We start from the raw sequence: 16,287 nt of genomic DNA, 5'->3' as shown, positions 1-16,287 counted from the left end.
CCGCGAACCGCCCTACCGCCCGGTCACGCCACCGAGGCCAGCGGCGTCAGCCCGCGCGTCAGATGCACCATGTCACGGTCGAGCTGCTGCTGGGCGGCCTCGGTCAGGTCGAACTTCAGATGCAGGCGGCCGTTCTCGCTGGACTTGATCCGCGCGGCCAGCGGTCCGCCCAGCCCGTCGATGCGCAGGACCAGCGACGCACCGGCCAGTCCGCCGGGAGCCCCGGTCAGCATCGCGCCGCCGGCCGACAGGTTGCAGACTGTGGCACGGGCCGGCGCGGCACCGGACAATTCGACCGAGCAGCCGACAGAAACCGCGAAACGGGGGCGTTTGCGGCGGTCGACATCGGTGGTGGCGGTGCGGACGACGCGGATCAGGACGTTGCGCAGGGAGTCGATGCCGCCGGCCACGTCGGCGGCCACCGTCCGCACCTCGCCGGCGCGGCTCTGGGTGGCATCCGCTTCGGCCGAGACGCGGGCGATCCGCAGCGACACCTCCTTGGCCGCCTCGCTCGTCTGACCGACGGAGCGGGCGATCTCCTGCGTCGCAGCCGCCTGTTCCTCCACCGCCGTGGCGATGGAGGTGGAGATGGCGGCGACCTCGTGGATGGTTTCCGACACCTCGCCGACGGCACCGACGGCCGACACCGTCACCGCCTCCACTTCGGCGATCAGCGATCCGATCTCTTCGGTCGAGCGCGCGGTCTGGCTGGCCAGGGTCTTGACCTCGTTGGCGACCACGGCGAACCCCCGTCCGGCTTCACCGGCACGCGCCGCCTCGATGGTGGCGTTCAGCGCCAGCAGGTTGGTCTGGCTGGCGATGTCGGAGATCAGCCGGGCGACGGCGCCGATGCGCTCCACCGAGACCGAAAGCCGTTCGATGGTGGAACGGGCGATGCCGGACCGTTCCACCGCGCGGCCGGTGACCTGACTGGCCGTGGACACCTGCAGCCCGATGTCGCCGATGGCCGCCGACAGTTCCTCCGTCGCGGCGGCGACGGTCTCGGCATTGCTCAGCGCCTGCTGGGCGGCGGCGGCGACGGTCTGGGCATTGTCGCTGACCTGCACCGCCGACAGGGTCATCTCTCCGGCATTGGCGCTCATGCGGGCGGTCCGCTCGGCCACATGGTCGACGGCGACCCGGGTTTCCTGCTCCACCTTCTCCGCCATGGACTCGAGCGCCCGACGCCGCTCGTCCTCGCCATGGCGCCGGGTCTCCTCCTGCGCTGCGCGCAGACGGGCGTTCTCCTGCGCGGCCTGCCGGAAGACACGGACCGTGTCGGCCATGCTGCCGATTTCGTCACGACGCTCCTCCAGCCCGATCTCGACGTCGAGGGCGCCGTCGGCCAGCGCCACCATGGCGCGGCGCAGCCGCTCGATCGGGCGGATCATCGCAGCTTCCAGGAAGACGACGCAGGCGGACGCCATCAGCAGGATGGCCAGCCCGGCAGAGATCAGGGTCCAACGCAGGTCATCCGCCGTCTCCCGCATCGCCTGGATGCCGCCGGTCAGTTCCGTCAGCCGGTCCGCGCTGGCCGCGACCACGCTGGCGCCCAGCGCCTCCAGGCTGTCGCCCATGGCATCGGCGACACTGTCGAACTGTCCCATGATGGGATTGCCGGCCGCAGGCCCGCCTTCGATATAGGCCTGCGCCATGCGCCGGCCCATCTCGTAGTAGGGATCGAAGGCGTTGCGCGTCCTTTCGATCTCCGCGACCACCTGCTCCAGCTTCAACGCGCGCGCCAGATCGGTTGCCTTGGCGGTGTGCTCCACGAAGCGGCGGGCATAGTCGGCCGCCTTCTCCGGGCCGTCGTTCATGCCATCCAGCCCGCGGGTTGCCGACACGTCTGTCAGCCACTGCTGGGTCTGCACCACGTCGTAGCGGATCTCCGCCACCAACGAGACCAGGGGAATGACCCGGCCGACCACGTCGCCGGTATCGCGCTGGACATCGGACAGATGGACGGTCTGCCGGTCCATGTCGCGCATGGTGAGGATCGAGGACAGGTCGACCGCGGAAAAAACGAACACCGCGACAGCAACAACTTTTGCCCGGATCGAGATGGCGTGGAGAACCCTGCTGGCAGAGATCATGATGAGAGGCTTCACAAGTTAAGAGTACAAACGATTCTTGCTGAATCACTTTCGTACACACTTTAGAGAGCCCCAATCACTTCGTCACCAGAAACACATCTATTCATAGCCTCCTGTGACTGATCGTCGCTATTTTTTAGAAATACTGCAAAAGTATTCAGGAAACAAATGAACTCTCACCCATCACTTCCGTTGCCTCACACCGGTGCCCGTTCATTCTCGCTCGTGGGCTCGACCACAGCCGCCTGCGGGATTCGCGAAGACAGCGCTTCGATGGTCGAGGCGGCGACGGCTTCGAGCGCATCGCACAGCGCAGCCTGGAGAGGACTTCCAGCGGACGTCTGCCCCTGCTGTTCCACCTGCGCCGCCAGCCGGCTCAGCCGCACCGCACCGATGTTGGCCGCCGTTCCCTTCAGCGTGTGGGCCATGCGGACGAGCGGCGAGGGCCCTCCCCCCGGTGCCGGGGAGGATGCGGGCAGGGCGGCCTCGCGAATGGCGGCGATGCCGTCATTCACCGTATGCCGGAACGCCTCGACCGTCCGTGCCCATGCTTCGTCACCGATCACGTCGCGCAGGGAATTGGCCTGACCCTCGTCCAGGAGGGGTGCGGTCCTCCAGAATTCCTCATCGGATACGGCCGGAGCCGGCGGCGTGGCGATGGTCGCATCGCCCGCCCCGTCCGGCCATGCGGCGTCCTGACCGGGGCGGGAAACCGCCGCCAGCGCCTTGAACAGGTCAGCCGAGACGATGGGCTTGGTCAGGTAGGCGCTCATGCCGGCGGCGAGATATTCGGCGCGATGGCCGGGCATGACATTGCCGGTCAACGCCACGATCGGCAGCCGGGCGGACTCGTTCGCCAAGGCGCGGATGTGACGTGTGGCGGTGACGCCGTCCATCACCGGCATCTGCACATCCATCAGCACAAGGTCGAAGCCGCCGTCCTCGACCAGGCGGACAGCCTGCAACCCGTCCGCCACGGCAGTCACCTGATGACCGGCGCGGCGCAGCATGGTGACGACGATGTCGCGATTGATCTCGTTGTCCTCGGCCACCAGGACATGCAGGCTGCCGGCCGCCTTCTTCCCCTGCGGAACGGCCGACGCGGGCTCCGTGACCGAGGACGCCGCCGGCGTCCCCTCGCACGGGTCGGCGGCGGGTTGGCAGCGCACGGTGAACCAGAAAACGCTTCCCTTGCCCTCGGCGCTGGACACGCCGATCCGTCCCCCCATCAGCATGACCAGCTCGCGGCTGATCGCCAGCCCCAACCCGGTCCCGCCGAAGCGCCGCGTGGTGGAGCTGTCGCCCTGGGTGAACCGGTGGAACAGGGTCGGCTGCACCTCCTCCGGAATACCGATCCCGGTGTCGGCCACCTCGAACCGCAGGTGGAAGGCACCGTCCGGCTCCGGCCTTCCCACCAGCCCGATCCGTACGGCGACACCGCCGCGGTGGGTGAATTTCAGCGCGTTGCCGACAAGATTGACCAGCACCTGACGGATCCGGCGCAGGTCGGCACGCACGTGGGCGGGCACGGCAGGCGCCACCTCCATCGTCAGGATCAGGCCCCGTCCGCCGGCGGTCGGCTCCAGCAGGTCGATGCAGTCGCGCATCACCGCGCGCAGATCGAAATCCACCGGCTCGACCTCCGCCTTGCCGGCCTCCAGCTTGGACAGATCGAGAATGTCGTCGATGATCTGCAAAAGCGCATTGCCCGACCGGTTGGCGACATCCAGCAGCTGGCGCTGCTCCTCGTCCAGGTTCGGCCCCTCCACCAGGGCCAGCGCGCCGAGCACCCCGTTCATCGGCGTCCGGATCTCGTGGCTCATCGTCGCCAGGAACTCGCCCTTGGCGCGGTTGGCCTGATCGGCCGCCTCCTTGGCCCGGCGCAGGCTGGCTTCGATCTCGCGCTGGGCGGTGACGTCGCGCAGGGCGCCGGTGACGTAACAGCGGTCGCCCGCGCGCCAGCCGGCCAGCGTCGCCTCCAGCGGGAATTCGCTACCGTCCTTGCGGCGGCCGGTCAACTCCCGCACCTCCGACCGCAGGGCGCCGCCATTGCCGTTCTCTTCGCGGCCGGCCGTCCGCAACCCATCGTGAAGCGGACCGATGGCGGCCGGCATCAACCGGGTCAACGGCCCGCCGACCACCTCGGCTGCACGGTAGCCGAACAGCCGCTCCGCCGCCTGGTTGAAGGCGTCGATCGTCCCATTCTCGTCGACGGTGACGATCGGCTGGCCGACCGCCTCGAACATGGCGCGGTAACGTGCCTCGCTCGACGCCAGCCGGTTGGCGGCCAGCTCGCGTTCGGTGATGTCGGTGGCGGAGCCGCGATAACCGCGGAAGCTTCCGCGCTCGTCGAGGATCGGACGGCCGCTGACGCTGAAATACCGTAGGCCCGACGCGGTCATCACCCGATAACGGAAGTTCCGGAACGGCTCCCGCCGCTCCATGACGCTGCGGTGCTCCTCCCATTTGACGGCGTCGCCCGGCTCGCGCAGGGCAACCTCGTCGCGCCGCAGGCCGATGGGCAGCGCCCCGCTGGCGATGTGCGGAACCAGCGGCCCGGCCAGATGGGAAAAGCGCAAGTCCGCATCCATCTCCCAGAACCAGTCCGAGGCCGTCTCCGCCTGATCGCGGAGCCGCCCCTCGCTCAGGGCCATCCGCCGGGCCAACGTCGCGAGCCGGGCCGTCTGGCGCGTCGCCAGCAGGGCCAGCCCGATCAGGCCGACGCTGCAGGCCAACGCCCCCAGCAGATAGATCCGCTGCCGACGCCGCGTATCGGACAGGAAGGCCGCCTCGTCGAAGGCGGCGGTGACGACGAGCGGATAGTCGGGCAACCGCCGGAAGGATTGCAGGCGCAGGATGCCGTCGATCACGCTGGCGCTTCGCAGGAACCCGGTCGGCTGCCGGCGCGCCATCAGCAGCGTCGGTGATTCGCCGACGTCGCGGCCGACGATCCGGTCGCTCATCAGCGAGCGGGCGCGGAGGATGCCGTCGGTTCCGATGATCGCCACCGCGCCGTTGGTGCCGACATCCAGTTCCTCCAGCGATCGGCTGAAATAGAACGGGTCCATCGATGCGACCAGCACCCCGGCGAAGCTGCCGTCGCTGCGGTCGATGCGGCGCGTGAGCTGGATCGACCATTTGCCCGACGCGCGGCCGAACACCGGCTTCCCGATGAACAGTCCCGCCTTCGGCTGGTTGACATGGACACGGAAATGCTCGCGGTCGGCCAGTTGGACGCGCTGGGGAGCATCCTCCACGCTGGTGTGGATCAGATCGCCGTGCTCGTCGATCACCGCCAACTGGAGCAGAATGGCCGACCGCTCCACCGTCTGGCGCAGAAGCCACGGGACACCAGGGGTCCAGGCATTGCCGTGCTCCTGGAAATCGTTGATCAGGAACACCATGATCTGATCGGCCTCGGCGATGGTCCGGGTCGCCTGTTCGGCGACCACGCGGGCGAGGTTGCCCCCGTCGCGTTCGGCCCGCGCCATGGCCTCGGCATGGTCGTAATGGGCGAGCATCAGCGCCGCCGCCCACAGACCGGCAGCGATCACCAGGGTTCCCGCCCACACGGCGACCATGAAGCCGTGCTGCTGAAGCGTCCGCCCCATCAACCCCGCTCCCCGCGGCCGGCGGCGAGCGCCGCCACCCCCCGCCCCAGCCGCGGCAGGTCCAGCGGCAGCGGCAACTCCAGGTCCGCCGGCCCGTCGCCTCCGACGACAGCCTCCGCGGCGAAGGTCACGCAGGGCAGGTCGGGCCGCAGCGACTTCAGGCGCACCACCAGCGCCGCGCCGGCCGTCAGCGCACTCAACCCGGGACCGATGACCACCACGTCGAAGAAACCCGGTTCGTCGGCGACGACGTCCAGCGCGTCGCGGGGATCGTCGCAGACCGAGACTTCGCAACCCTGCCGCTCCAGCCCGGTCTGCAGCCGGTCGCCGGTCGCCGGATCGGCTTCGATCACCAGCACCTGGACGACGGGCCCGATCGGATGCTTCGGTGGAACGGGCGCCGGCCGAGGCTGTGCGGGCGGAACAGCGGGGATGCGGAGCCGAACCGCCGTACCCTCCCCGGGATGGGTCAGCAGACTGAGGCCGCCGTCGTGCCGGCGGGCGGTCAGCAGGGCCGCGGGCGGGGCGTCGGCCTCGTCATGGCCCTCATTGCCCCGGCGGTTGCGGGCACGGGTGGACAGCAGCGGGTCGACGATGGCGAACAGGACGTCGTCGGCCAGCGGCCGACCGTCGATGCGCAGTTCGAACAGGGTGTGCAGGCCCGCTTGCGGCGTCAGCAGGGTACGCATACGCCAACCGGCCCGAACGGCGTCGCCGTCGCCGTTCCCGTCCTCGCCGTTCCCGTCCTTGCCATCCCCGCCATCGATCTCCCGTTCATGGGCATTCCCGCCCGGCGTCGAACCGTCCACGGCTTGGGCGCCGCTCGGAGCGACGCTCAGGCACAGCCGCAAATCGGCACCGCGGCCAGCAGCCTCGATAAGCTCTTCCGCCAGTCCTGCAAGGGTCCGCGTCAGCAGCATGGCGTCGCACCGGGGGTCGGGCGCATCGGGGTGGCTGAGAACCGTGAGGCTGGACGGCACCGACGGCGCCGCGCGCAGAAGGGCCGCCGCCTCGTTCAGCACACGGACCACCGGTTCGGTGCGCAACTGCACCGGCTCCGCGCGGGAGGCCATCGCCAGACGGCGCAGCCCCTTCCTCCCGCGGTCGACCGCGGCGAGGATCCGGTCGGCGTAATCGGCCTGGGGCGAGCCGGCGGGAAGGTCGGCGGTGAGGAAATCGGCATAGCCGGCGACCGCTCCCAACGTGTTGTTCATGTCGTGGACGATGGCGCCGGCCAGCTCCGCCCGGGCATCCATCGCAGCGATCTGCTGGTCGCGCAGGCTCCGGGCCGATTGCTCGGCCGACCGCCGGGCCTCTTGCCGGGCCGCCGCCCGAAGTTCGGCAATCCGTGCGGCATCGGCGATGCCGCTCCCCGCTTCGCACCACACCACACCGGGCGCCATACCGGGCACCGCGGCGGGAGCGGGCAGCGGAGCCTCGGGCCGGTCCGACCGGCGGTACGCGGCCCAGGCCAGCAGCAGGGCCAAACCGGCTGCCGCGCCGGTGCACGCCGCGCCCAGGGGAAGCACCCAGGGAGCGATCTCGCGCACGGGGGCCAGCGAGCCCGGCAGAAGCAGGGCGGCTCCGGCCAGCGCAGCAAGCGCCGGGGCGATGCCGCTGGTTCTTCCTGCACGGAAAGTGCGGGAACCGACTGCTGAATCCGGCGCGACGGGTGGCCGGGACGGGAGATGGTCGGACGGGCTCATCAGCGACTCGGGAGTTCGGCCGGTAGCGCTCCGGCTCCGCTGAGCAAGAGCGGACGGTCGCGACCCGATGGCCTGGGACTTTAACAGATGGACCGGGATCGCGCTGCTGGGAGCAGCCCTATGCGGCTCCGCATCCCAGCCCGCAGCCCCGAACGATCAGACCCCGGACGGCAAATCCCGGACAACAGCCCCTCTGCCGGCCGTTCAGGATGGCGCTTCGTCGAGGTTGCGGAACAGCAGCCCGGCCTGCTGGGCGCGGCGCACGGCGTCGGTGCGGTTCCGGGCGCCCAGCTTGCGCAGGATACGGCGGGTGTGCAGCTTCACCGTCACTTCCTGAAGGTTCAGATGGCGCCCGATCTCCTTGTTGGTCGCGCCGGTGGCGAGCATCGACAGAACCTGCTGCTCCCGTTCGGTCAAGGGGGCGGAAAGCGCCCCTTCGCCGTCCAGCGCCGGCCCCTCGCACTCCTCCGCCTCGTCGATGTCGAGCGACAGATCGGTCATGTGCATCAGGTCGAGCGCCACGTCCTTAGGCACGAAGCTGCCGCCTTCGGCCACCAGCCGCAGCGCCTGGGCCAGGACGCGGCGTGGCGTGGTCTTGGGTAGGAAGGCCTCGGCGCCGCACCGCAACGCCTCCAGCGCGGTCAAGGGCTCTTCCGCTCCCGTCACCACGGCGACCGGCCCCTGGATACCGGCTTGGCGAAGCACGCTGACCGGATCGCTGCCCTCCGCTCCCGGCATGCGCCAGTCCAGCACGATCAGGTCATAGCGGGCGATCCCGGCCTGAGACCCATTGGCCGCCTCCCCCAAGGCAGGCAACTCCAGCAGCGAACCGATGCATCCGACCTCGGCGTTCGGCCACGCCTGGCGGACCGACAGCTCAAGCGCATCCCGAAACAAGGGATGGTCGTCTGCCACCAAGATTCTCATCCACCGCCTCCGCCGCCCTCGGCAACCGATCTTTCCAGTATATCGACATTTCCCTATATGCCCGCCAAAATCTTAAGTTTTTGTGGCTGTGACATATTTCACGTCCGTCACACAATAGGCCTGCCGCATCATCGGCCGATCATATCCCGGGCCGGTTCGTACCGCATGCAGGATAGTATCCCCGCTATCCCATTTCCCGGCCGGGCTATCCCAGGCACCGAAGGCGCGGACAGCGGCGACCGGCTAAGGTGAATTCCATCGAAATCCATCTTGCATAGCCTGCCGCGTTGCGGCGGACGACGGAAGCGGCGACCATGGAATCCACTCTGTACGAGTTGCGGGCACGCCCCACCTCTCCGCAATCCGCATCCGCGGCGCCCGAGACATCCGCGACCTCCGCCGGCGCGGCGGGTCCGGCCGGTACCGTCCTGCTGGTCGACGACGATCCCGACTTCCGCGGCATGGTCGGCACCGCCTTCACCCGCGCCGGCTACATCGTGCTCGAGGCGGAGAACGGCAACGCCGCGCTGGCCATGCTCGCCGACCGGCGGGTCGACCTCGTGGTGACCGACATCATCATGCCGGAGGCCGACGGCTACGAGATCATCCTGAGGCTGAAGCAACTGCCGTCACGCCCGCCATTGATCGCGGTGACCGGCGGCAGCCTGCGATTGCGCATGGAACTGCCGGGGATGGCCCGCCTGCTCGGCGCCGAGGCGGCCTTCGAGAAGCCGCTCGACCTCGCGGCGCTGCTGGCGGAGGCCGGACGGCTGATCGGGGCCGGCAGGACGGAGACCACGACGTGAAGATCCTCATCGTCGACGACGACCGGACCAACCTGCTCATCATGTCCGCCATCGTCCGCCGCCTGGACGACGCCGATCCCGTCACCATGGAAAGCCCGCTCGATGCCGCCGGCTGGCTGGACGGGAACGAGCCCGACCTGATCCTGCTGGACCAGATGATGCCTGACATGGACGGCATCGACCTTCTGCGCCGCATCCGCGACGACATGCGGCTGGACAATGTGCCCGTGGTGATGATCACCGCCAACACCGCCGTGGATATCCGCGTGCGGGCGCTCGACCAGGGCTGCAACGATTTCCTGACCAAGCCGATCATCGTGCCGGAGGTCCAGGCCCGGCTGCGCAACCTGCTGGCCCTGCGCCAGAGCCGCGCCCTGCTGCGCGACCGCGCCGCCCTGCTCGCCGCCGAGGTGGAGCGGGTGACCGCCGCCCTGCAGCGCCAGGGGGAGGAACTGGTCAACCGCCTGTCGCGCGCCGCCGAGTACCGCGACCCGGAAACCGGTGCCCACATCGAGCGGATGGCGCTCTATTCGCGCCTCATCGCCGAGGCGTCGGGCTGCGGCAGCGCCTTTGCCCAGGAATTGCTGAAGGCGGCGCCGATGCACGACATCGGCAAGATCGGCATCGCCGACATGATCCTGCTCAAGCCGGCCCGGCTCACTCCGGAGGAGATGGCGCTGATGCGCCAGCACACCGTGATCGGCCACCGCATCCTGGCGGACAGCGACATCCCGCTGCTGCGGCTGGCGGCGGAAATCGCGCTGAGCCACCACGAGAAGTATGACGGCAGCGGCTATCCCAGCGGTTTGGCCGGGAAGGCGATCCCGTTGTCCGGCCGCATCGTCGCCATCGCCGACGTGTTCGACGCGCTGACCTCGCCCCGACCCTACAAGCAGCCATGGACGACGGAAGAGGCACGGACCTACATGATGGCCAACCGCGGCAGCCACTTCGACCCCGCCCTGCTCGACGCCTTCCTGTTCCGCTGGGACGAGGTCTGCGCCATCCACGAAAGCCATGCCGAGACGTTGCCGGAACTCAACCGGGAACACGCGACGGGTGGTTTCAGTTGACGATCCGCCAGGTCCCGTCGGATTGCAGGCAGGCGGTGCCGTAGACCGGCTGGGACCGGCCGCCGACGACGGCGCTGCTCTGATATTCGCGGCATTGCTGACCATTGCGCGAATAATAGGCCGGCCCGGCCGGATCGACGGCCATGGGGGCCGGAGCCGGGGCGTACACCACCGGCGGCGGCGCGTAGACGACCGGCGGCGGCGCGTAATACTGCACCACCGGCGGCGGCGCGTAGTAGCGGTAGGGCGGCGCGTAGTAACGGTGGGGATGATAATAGCCATAGCCCGGAAAGATCGGTCCGACTCCGATTCCGACCGATACCGACGTGCGCGCCTGCGCCGGCCCCGCCACGACCGTGGCGGCGGACACGGCTGCCAGCATCACAGCACCCAGGGCAACCGCCCTCCGCACCGACTTCATCATGCATCTCCCGATCGCGACGCCCGGCGGCTGTCCGGCCGGCGCGCGCACAACGGGTATCATACACCGCTCTCGCGACGGATCACAGGGGCTGCGCGGCGGGGCTGCATCGACGGAATGGGAGACGTCCGGACCACTCCCTGTTCGGAATGGTCCGGCCCCGGCATCAGATGTCGAGCGGCAGGTTGTCGGGATCGAAGCCCAGTTGCTCGACGATGGCGCGGGCGAGCGGGATGCTGGTCTCGAAACGCCATTCGGCCATGCCGGGGCGGTATTCCGACACGTTGGGCCGGCCATTGGCAAAGCGTCGCGGGTGCAGCTCGTACCAATAGATGTCGTTCAGGCCGACGCCCTGCTCCTGCGCATAGGCCTCGGCGATGCGGGGCCAGTCGTTCACGGCAGGCGGGGGCGTCCCGGCCGACTTGGCGATGTCGGTCTGTTCCAGGAAGGCGACGATGCGCTTTCCCTCACGTTCGAAATCGGCGACACGGATAGTGACGGCCGGCTTCCCCTCACGCTGATAGGTCCACTCGCGGTTCTTTTCGACCAAGGCCTTGTCCACGGCAAATGCTCCGGTTCACTCCTGCAAAGGCTAACCGACCGGCCCGCCTTGCGCCAACTGTTCCGTTGCCTCATCCGCAAGGGCGCGAGGCACATGGCTCCCGCGCCGTCCGGAAAGACGCGTCCGGCTACCAAAGCACGCCGTTTTTTCTTTGTATACGGGAATTGTAACGCCCGGCGGCGGCCGGGCGCCCTCCCGCTCCATCGCACCATCCGGTCCGGCGGAGCCGGCCTCAATAGCCCAGCGTCATGCCGTCCGGGTTGCGCGGGTCGGAATAGCCGTACAGCCCGTCGGGGCGCAGCTGGATGGTCTGGGTGCGGCCCATCGTCGGCTTGACCGCCACCTTGTGGCCCATCTGCTCCAGCAGGCGGATCGTGTCGGGGCTGAGGCCCTTCTCCACCCGCAGCTCGTCGGGGGTCCATTGGTGATGGACGCGCGGCAGTGCCGCGGCCTCCGCCGGGTTCATGTCGAAGTCGATGTGGTCGATCACCGTTTCCATGGTGGTGGTGATGATGCGGCTGCCACCGGGGCTGCCGGTCACCAGCCAGGGCTTGCCGTCCTTGAGCACGATGGTCGGCGACATCGAGCTGAGCGGCCGCTTGTAGGGCTGGATGGCGTTGGCGTCGCCACCGATCAGGCCGAAGGCGTTGGGAACGCCCGGCTTGGCCGAGAAATCGTCCATCTCGTTGTTCAGCAGGATGCCGGTGCCCTCCGCGACGATGCCGCTGCCGAAATTGAGGTTGAGCGTGTAGGTGGTGCTGACCACGTTGCCCCGGCTGTCGGCGACCGAGTAATGCGTGGTCTGGTCGCTCTCGTGGGGTGCAGGCTTGCCGGGCTTGATGGTGCCGGCCGGGGTCGCCTTTTCGGGATTGATCTTCGCCGCCAGTTCGTCGGCGTATGTGCGCGAGGTCAGGCCCTTCACCGGCACCTTGGTGAAGTCTGGATCGCCCAGATATTCGGAACGGTCGGCGTAGGCCAGCTTCATCGCCTCCGCCATCAGGTGGATCGCCCTGGCACTGTCGGGGCCGTATTCATTCAGCGGCCAGCGCTCCAGGATGTTCAGCATCTGGATGATGTGCGTCCCGCCGGAGCTGGGCGGCGGCATCGACTTCACCGTATAGCCGCGGTAGCTGCCGCTGACCGGCTCGCGCTCCACCACCTTGTAGGCCTTCAGATCCTCCCTGGTGATGGAGCCACCATGCCGGGCCATCTCCGCCGCGATCCGCTCGGCGATGGCGCCTTCGTAGAAGGCCTTCGGCCCCTGCTGCGCGATGGCCTCCAGCGACCGGGCGAGGTCGGCGTTCACCAGTGTCTCGCCGGCGGTCAGCGGCCGGCCGTCCTTGAAGAAGATGGATTTGGTGGCATCCCACGCCGCCAGATGGTCGCGCTCGACCTCCAGCAGGCCGGCCAGCTGCGGTGTGACGGTATGGCCCTCGCGCGCCAGCCGGATCGCCGGGGCCAACACGTCGGCCAGCGTCATCGTGCCGTATTTTTCCAGCGCGTGGGCAAGGCCGGCGACGGTACCGGGGATGCCGACCGCCAGATGGGTGTAGAGCGAGCGGTCGGGCACCACCTTGCCCTGGCCGTCGAGATACATGTCGCGGAAGGCCTTGGCCGGGGCCATCTCGCGGAAGTCGATGGCGACGTCCTTCCCGGTCTTGGCGTCATGCACGATCATGAAGCCGCCGCCGCCGACATTGCCGGCGTTCGGCAGCACCACCGCCAGCGCGAAGCCGACGGCGACCGCCGCGTCGACCGCGTTGCCGCCGCGCTTGAGGATGTCGACGCCGATCTCGGTCGCCAGCCGGTGTTCCGAGGCAACCATCCCGTTCTGCGAGCGGACGGGATAGAAGATGTTGTAGCCGATGTCGTAGCGGACGGATGCCGGGGACGAAGTCGAGGCGGCGGGGGCCTGCTGGGCAAGAGCCGGTGCCGGCAGCGCCATCGGCAGGCCCAGGCACAGCGCGGCCACGGCGGCGACGGACGGACGGAACCGGAGAACGGGGAACCGCATATGGTGAATCTCCTGAGCGGGACGGCAGGTCGGGGGCTCCGGCCCGAGCTGCGCAGGATGTCACACCCGCGCTTCCTGGTCTTCACCCCGTCGCTGGCCTGCCCAATAATTCACCATCAGGGTTAATGGTATCGCTCATCCAGATGAATGGAATGCGACAGCCGGTGAACGGCCGTTCAATAGGTCTCCGCCATCCGGGACTGGTCGATGCCATGGGACATGCGGGAGGAGCCGTCATGGCCGAGCGCGTCGCCGTCATGGCCGGACAGGCGGTCCTTGAGCGGGCAATGGCCGCTCATGCCGCGGGCGACCAGGGCGGCGCCGACCAGCCCCATGATGGCGCCGGGTACGCTGGCACCCTTGCGCAGGCCGCCGGCCGCGACGGCGAGGCCGAGGCCGGTCGATAGGATGCGTTCACCCATGCCGAGGTTGGCGTGGCCGTCGAACACGCTGTCATAGGCGTGGCGGATCGTGGATTGGGCGCTCATGGCGGCTCCGATGCTGGAATTGGACAGGATCACCCTGCAAACGCCGCAACGCCCCCATCTGTTCCCCGCTCTCCGCCCCCGTCCTCCGCGCGACGCGCGGCCTGGACGACGTCAGCCGGCGACCGCCGCCATGCTGCGGATCGAGCGCGCCAGCCGGGACGGCTCCACCGGTTTGGACAGCACGGTCATCGCCACTTCCTGCGCCGCGGCGGCGGAGGTCAGATCCTCGGCATAGCCGGTGACCATCAGGATCGGGGTCGCATCGCTGCGGGCACGCAGGGCGCGGGCCATGTCCAGCCCGGTCATTCCCGGCATCATATGGTCGGTGACGATGACGTCCGGCCGGTATCCGCGGTCGAGCAGGGCAAGCGCCGCTCCGGCATCGGCAGCCTCGCGCACCGAAAAGCCGGCCTGTTCCAGAAACTCGGCGGTGGCGATGCGCACCAGTTCCTCGTCGTCGACCAGCAGGACGGCACAGCCGTCCGGGCCGGCATCCACCGCGGAGATGCCGGCGGCCACCCCTGCGCTGCCTCCTGCGGCATCCTTTGCCTGCCCCCCCTCCTCCGGTGCCGTCGATGGCGACGCCGGCGCCTGGCCCGGAACCGGTTCCGCAAGCCGGGCGCGCGGCAGGTAGAGGCTGACCGTCGTGCCCTCCCCCGGCCGGCTGGTCAGTTCGATGCCGCCGCCGGACTGGGTGGCCAGCCCATGCACCATGCTGAGGCCGAGACCGGTTCCGCGCCCGACCTCCTTGGTGGTGAAGAAGGGCTCGAAGGCACGGGCGGCGACCTCGTCCGGCATGCCGGTGCCGGTATCGCGCACCCGCAACACGACATAGTCGCCGGCCATCAGACTCGGTGCCGTCACGTCCACCGCCGTCGGGGCCGGTGCCGTCAGGTCATGCCCCATATCGCTGCCGGCCGTCCGGTTGCCGGCCAGGATCCGCAACGTACCGCCGCCGGGCATCGCGTCGCGGGCATTCAGCGCCAGATTCAGCAGCGCCATTTCCAGCTGGGTCGGATCGATCATCGCCGCCCACAGCCCGGGGTCCGTCTCGACCTCGATCCGCACGGACTGGCCGAGCGTACGGCCGAGCAGTTGCCCGACCTGCTCCACCAGACCGGCCACGTCGACCGGAACCGGCCGCAACTGCTGCCGGCGTGAAAAGGCCAGCAGATGCTGCGTCAGGGTGGCGCCCCGTTCCACCGCCTGCAAGGCCAGCCGGGCGGGGCCGGCGATCCGCTCATCCTTGCTGCGGCTCTCGATGACGTGCAGGTTGATGCCGATGGCCTGCAGCAGATTGTTGAAGTCGTGGGCGACGCCGCCGGTCAATTGGCCGATCGCCTCCATCTTCTGGCTCTGGCGCAGCGCATGTTCGGCCTGCTCGCGCGCCTCCACCGCAAGGCGGGCGGAGTCCATCGCCTGGGTCGCCACCTCGTAGGCGCGGAATTGCCGGGCCAGCGCCCATATGGCGAGCAGCAGCGCCGCGATCCCGATGGTGCCGACGGCACCGATCGACCATGCCTGGATCCGCCAGTCCGCCAGAACCGCGTCCTGCGTCCGGGTGACGTTGACGATCAGCGGATAATCGGACAACGCCCGCGTGGAAACCAGGCGCGCCTCCTTGTCCAGCCCGCCCTGTGCCAGGAAAACCCCGGATCCCGCCTTCGACAACACCTCCAGGAAGCGGCGCGGCCCCACCGCACTGCCGATACCGATGCCGGGCAGCGTCGGATAGCGGGCCAGCAGGATGCCGTCGCGCCGCCACAGGCTGATGCTGCCGTTGCCGTCGGGCTGCAGCGCCTTGTACAGCCCCTCGAAATAGCCCAGCTCGATGGCGCCCAGCACCAGCCCGACGAAGCTGCCGTCCGGGCCGCTGATGCGGCGTGCCAGATAGATGGTCCAGGTGCCGCTGCCGCGGTTGCGCACCGGCTCGCTGATGAAGGGCTCGGCGGTGTCGTGGTCGCGCAGATAGGCGAAATAATCGCGGTCGGACACGTTGACCGACGGGATGGGGTAATAGCGTGAGAAATTGATCAGCTGCCCGTCGGCGGCGATCATCGTCACCGCATCGAGCTGCGGCAGACCCGAGGTTCTCGCCTGCAGCATCCGGTGGGTGTCGCGGCCCCCCATCCGGCGGACATAGTCGGCGGAGGTGACGATCCCGTCGGACTTCACCTGTTCGATGATCGTGGTCAGGACCAGATCGACGCCCTGCATCGCACGCGCCGTCTGCTCGGCAAGCGACAGGTTCAGGATGGACAGCTCGCGCTCCGCCCCCTCCAGTTCCTTGCCGCGCATGCTGTCGATGTAATGGACGGTCGCCGTCAGCAGCAGGGTGACGAGCAGCCCGCCGATGAACAGCAGGACACGCAAAGGCCGGCTGGCCCGCAGATGCGCCAGCCAATGCCCGATCGGCGAGGTCGGCGGCCCGCCGTCCGGTCGTACGCTCCTGTCGGAAGAGTTCAAGGTCGACCCTGGCTGTGATGACTGTCCCGCTGCGTCGGGATGATCCGAAGGCCATGACGCTGCGTCAAGACGGCCAAGGTCAATAGGCCTTTGACGCCGGGAACCGTTCCATCGGCGCCG

At 68.8% G+C, this 16,287-nt stretch carries 11 protein-coding genes; 2 read left to right on the top strand and 9 right to left on the bottom strand.

Going from position 1 to position 16,287, the window contains the following annotated elements; all coding sequences use genetic code 11:
* Positions 1–23 precede the first annotated feature (23 nt).
* The 4 genes from AL072_RS24140 to AL072_RS24125 form a co-directional block, all read right to left on the bottom strand.
* Entirely contained in the window at positions 24–2,093 is a 2,070-nt protein-coding gene (locus AL072_RS24140) for a methyl-accepting chemotaxis protein (protein ID WP_045583588.1), read from the bottom strand.
* Between the two features lie 197 nt (positions 2,094–2,290).
* The gene (locus AL072_RS24135; protein WP_045583589.1) at positions 2,291–5,704 is read right to left on the bottom strand and encodes an ATP-binding protein; all 3,414 of its coding nucleotides are present in this window, start codon (positions 5,702–5,704) and stop codon (positions 2,291–2,293) included.
* Positions 5,704–7,410 carry a response regulator gene (locus AL072_RS24130; RefSeq protein ID WP_045583590.1) on the bottom strand — a complete coding sequence of 569 codons (1,707 nt, stop codon included), beginning with the start codon at positions 7,408–7,410 and terminating at the stop codon, positions 5,704–5,706. Before AL072_RS24130 ends, AL072_RS24135 begins: the two co-directional genes overlap by 1 nt.
* A gap of 204 nt (positions 7,411–7,614) precedes the next feature.
* Positions 7,615–8,337 carry a LuxR C-terminal-related transcriptional regulator gene (locus tag AL072_RS24125; protein WP_045583591.1) on the bottom strand — a complete coding sequence of 241 codons (723 nt, stop codon included), beginning with the start codon at positions 8,335–8,337 and terminating at the stop codon, positions 7,615–7,617.
* 314 nt (positions 8,338–8,651) lie between these two features.
* Here AL072_RS24125 and AL072_RS24120 point away from each other — a divergent pair, with 314 nt between their 5' ends.
* Together AL072_RS24120 and AL072_RS24115 are read left to right on the top strand one after the other, a co-directional pair.
* On the top strand, positions 8,652–9,143 hold the full coding sequence (locus AL072_RS24120) for a response regulator (protein ID WP_052710166.1): 492 nt from the start codon (positions 8,652–8,654) through the stop codon (positions 9,141–9,143).
* The gene (locus tag AL072_RS24115; protein ID WP_045583592.1) at positions 9,140–10,216 is read left to right on the top strand and encodes an HD domain-containing phosphohydrolase; all 1,077 of its coding nucleotides are present in this window, start codon (positions 9,140–9,142) and stop codon (positions 10,214–10,216) included. Before AL072_RS24120 ends, AL072_RS24115 begins: the two co-directional genes overlap by 4 nt.
* On the opposite strand, the gene AL072_RS24110 is transcribed toward AL072_RS24115, so the two are convergent.
* From AL072_RS24110 to AL072_RS24090, 5 genes are all read right to left on the bottom strand, one after another.
* A complete protein-coding gene (locus AL072_RS24110) occupies positions 10,209–10,598 on the bottom strand; it encodes a hypothetical protein (protein ID WP_245637001.1) in 390 nt (129 codons plus the stop codon). The genes AL072_RS24115 and AL072_RS24110 overlap by 8 nt on opposite strands.
* A 205-nt stretch (positions 10,599–10,803) precedes the next feature.
* Positions 10,804–11,199 carry a hypothetical protein gene (locus AL072_RS24105; RefSeq protein WP_045583593.1) on the bottom strand — a complete coding sequence of 132 codons (396 nt, stop codon included), beginning with the start codon at positions 11,197–11,199 and terminating at the stop codon, positions 10,804–10,806.
* A 232-nt stretch (positions 11,200–11,431) separates the two neighbouring features.
* Positions 11,432–13,213: a gamma-glutamyltransferase gene (ggt, locus tag AL072_RS24100; protein WP_045583594.1), complete on the bottom strand. Its 1,782-nt coding sequence runs from the start codon at positions 13,211–13,213 to the stop codon at positions 11,432–11,434.
* 176 nt (positions 13,214–13,389) lie between these two features.
* Positions 13,390–13,701, bottom strand: coding sequence for a YgaP family membrane protein (locus tag AL072_RS24095; RefSeq protein WP_045583956.1), 312 nt, complete (start codon positions 13,699–13,701; stop codon positions 13,390–13,392).
* Between the two features lie 111 nt (positions 13,702–13,812).
* Complete coding sequence (locus AL072_RS24090; RefSeq protein WP_144428361.1) at positions 13,813–16,167, bottom strand: hybrid sensor histidine kinase/response regulator; 2,355 nt, start codon at positions 16,165–16,167, stop codon at positions 13,813–13,815.
* Between the last annotated feature and the right edge of the window lie 120 nt (positions 16,168–16,287).

Source organism: Azospirillum thiophilum, from assembly GCF_001305595.1.
Classification (GTDB): Bacteria; Pseudomonadota; Alphaproteobacteria; order Azospirillales; family Azospirillaceae; genus Azospirillum; species Azospirillum thiophilum.
Note: the sequence above shows the minus strand (reverse complement) of the source record. Positions and strands in the feature narration are given on the sequence as shown.

What these genes read in the sequence shown, in the direction of transcription:
- AL072_RS24140 (WP_045583588.1), bottom strand. Translation starts at nt 2,093, where the DNA reads ATGATCTCTGCCAGCAGGGTTCTCCACGCCATCTCGATCCGGGCAAAA.
- AL072_RS24135 (WP_045583589.1), bottom strand. Translation starts at nt 5,704, where the DNA reads ATGGGGCGGACGCTTCAGCAGCACGGCTTCATGGTCGCCGTGTGGGCG.
- AL072_RS24130 (WP_045583590.1), bottom strand. Translation starts at nt 7,410, where the DNA reads ATGAGCCCGTCCGACCATCTCCCGTCCCGGCCACCCGTCGCGCCGGAT.
- AL072_RS24125 (WP_045583591.1), bottom strand. Translation starts at nt 8,337, where the DNA reads ATGAGAATCTTGGTGGCAGACGACCATCCCTTGTTTCGGGATGCGCTT.
- AL072_RS24120 (WP_052710166.1), top strand. Translation starts at nt 8,652, where the DNA reads ATGGAATCCACTCTGTACGAGTTGCGGGCACGCCCCACCTCTCCGCAA.
- AL072_RS24110 (WP_245637001.1), bottom strand. Translation starts at nt 10,598, where the DNA reads ATGCTGGCAGCCGTGTCCGCCGCCACGGTCGTGGCGGGGCCGGCGCAG.
- ggt (WP_045583594.1), bottom strand. Translation starts at nt 13,213, where the DNA reads ATGCGGTTCCCCGTTCTCCGGTTCCGTCCGTCCGTCGCCGCCGTGGCC.
- AL072_RS24095 (WP_045583956.1), bottom strand. Translation starts at nt 13,701, where the DNA reads ATGAGCGCCCAATCCACGATCCGCCACGCCTATGACAGCGTGTTCGAC.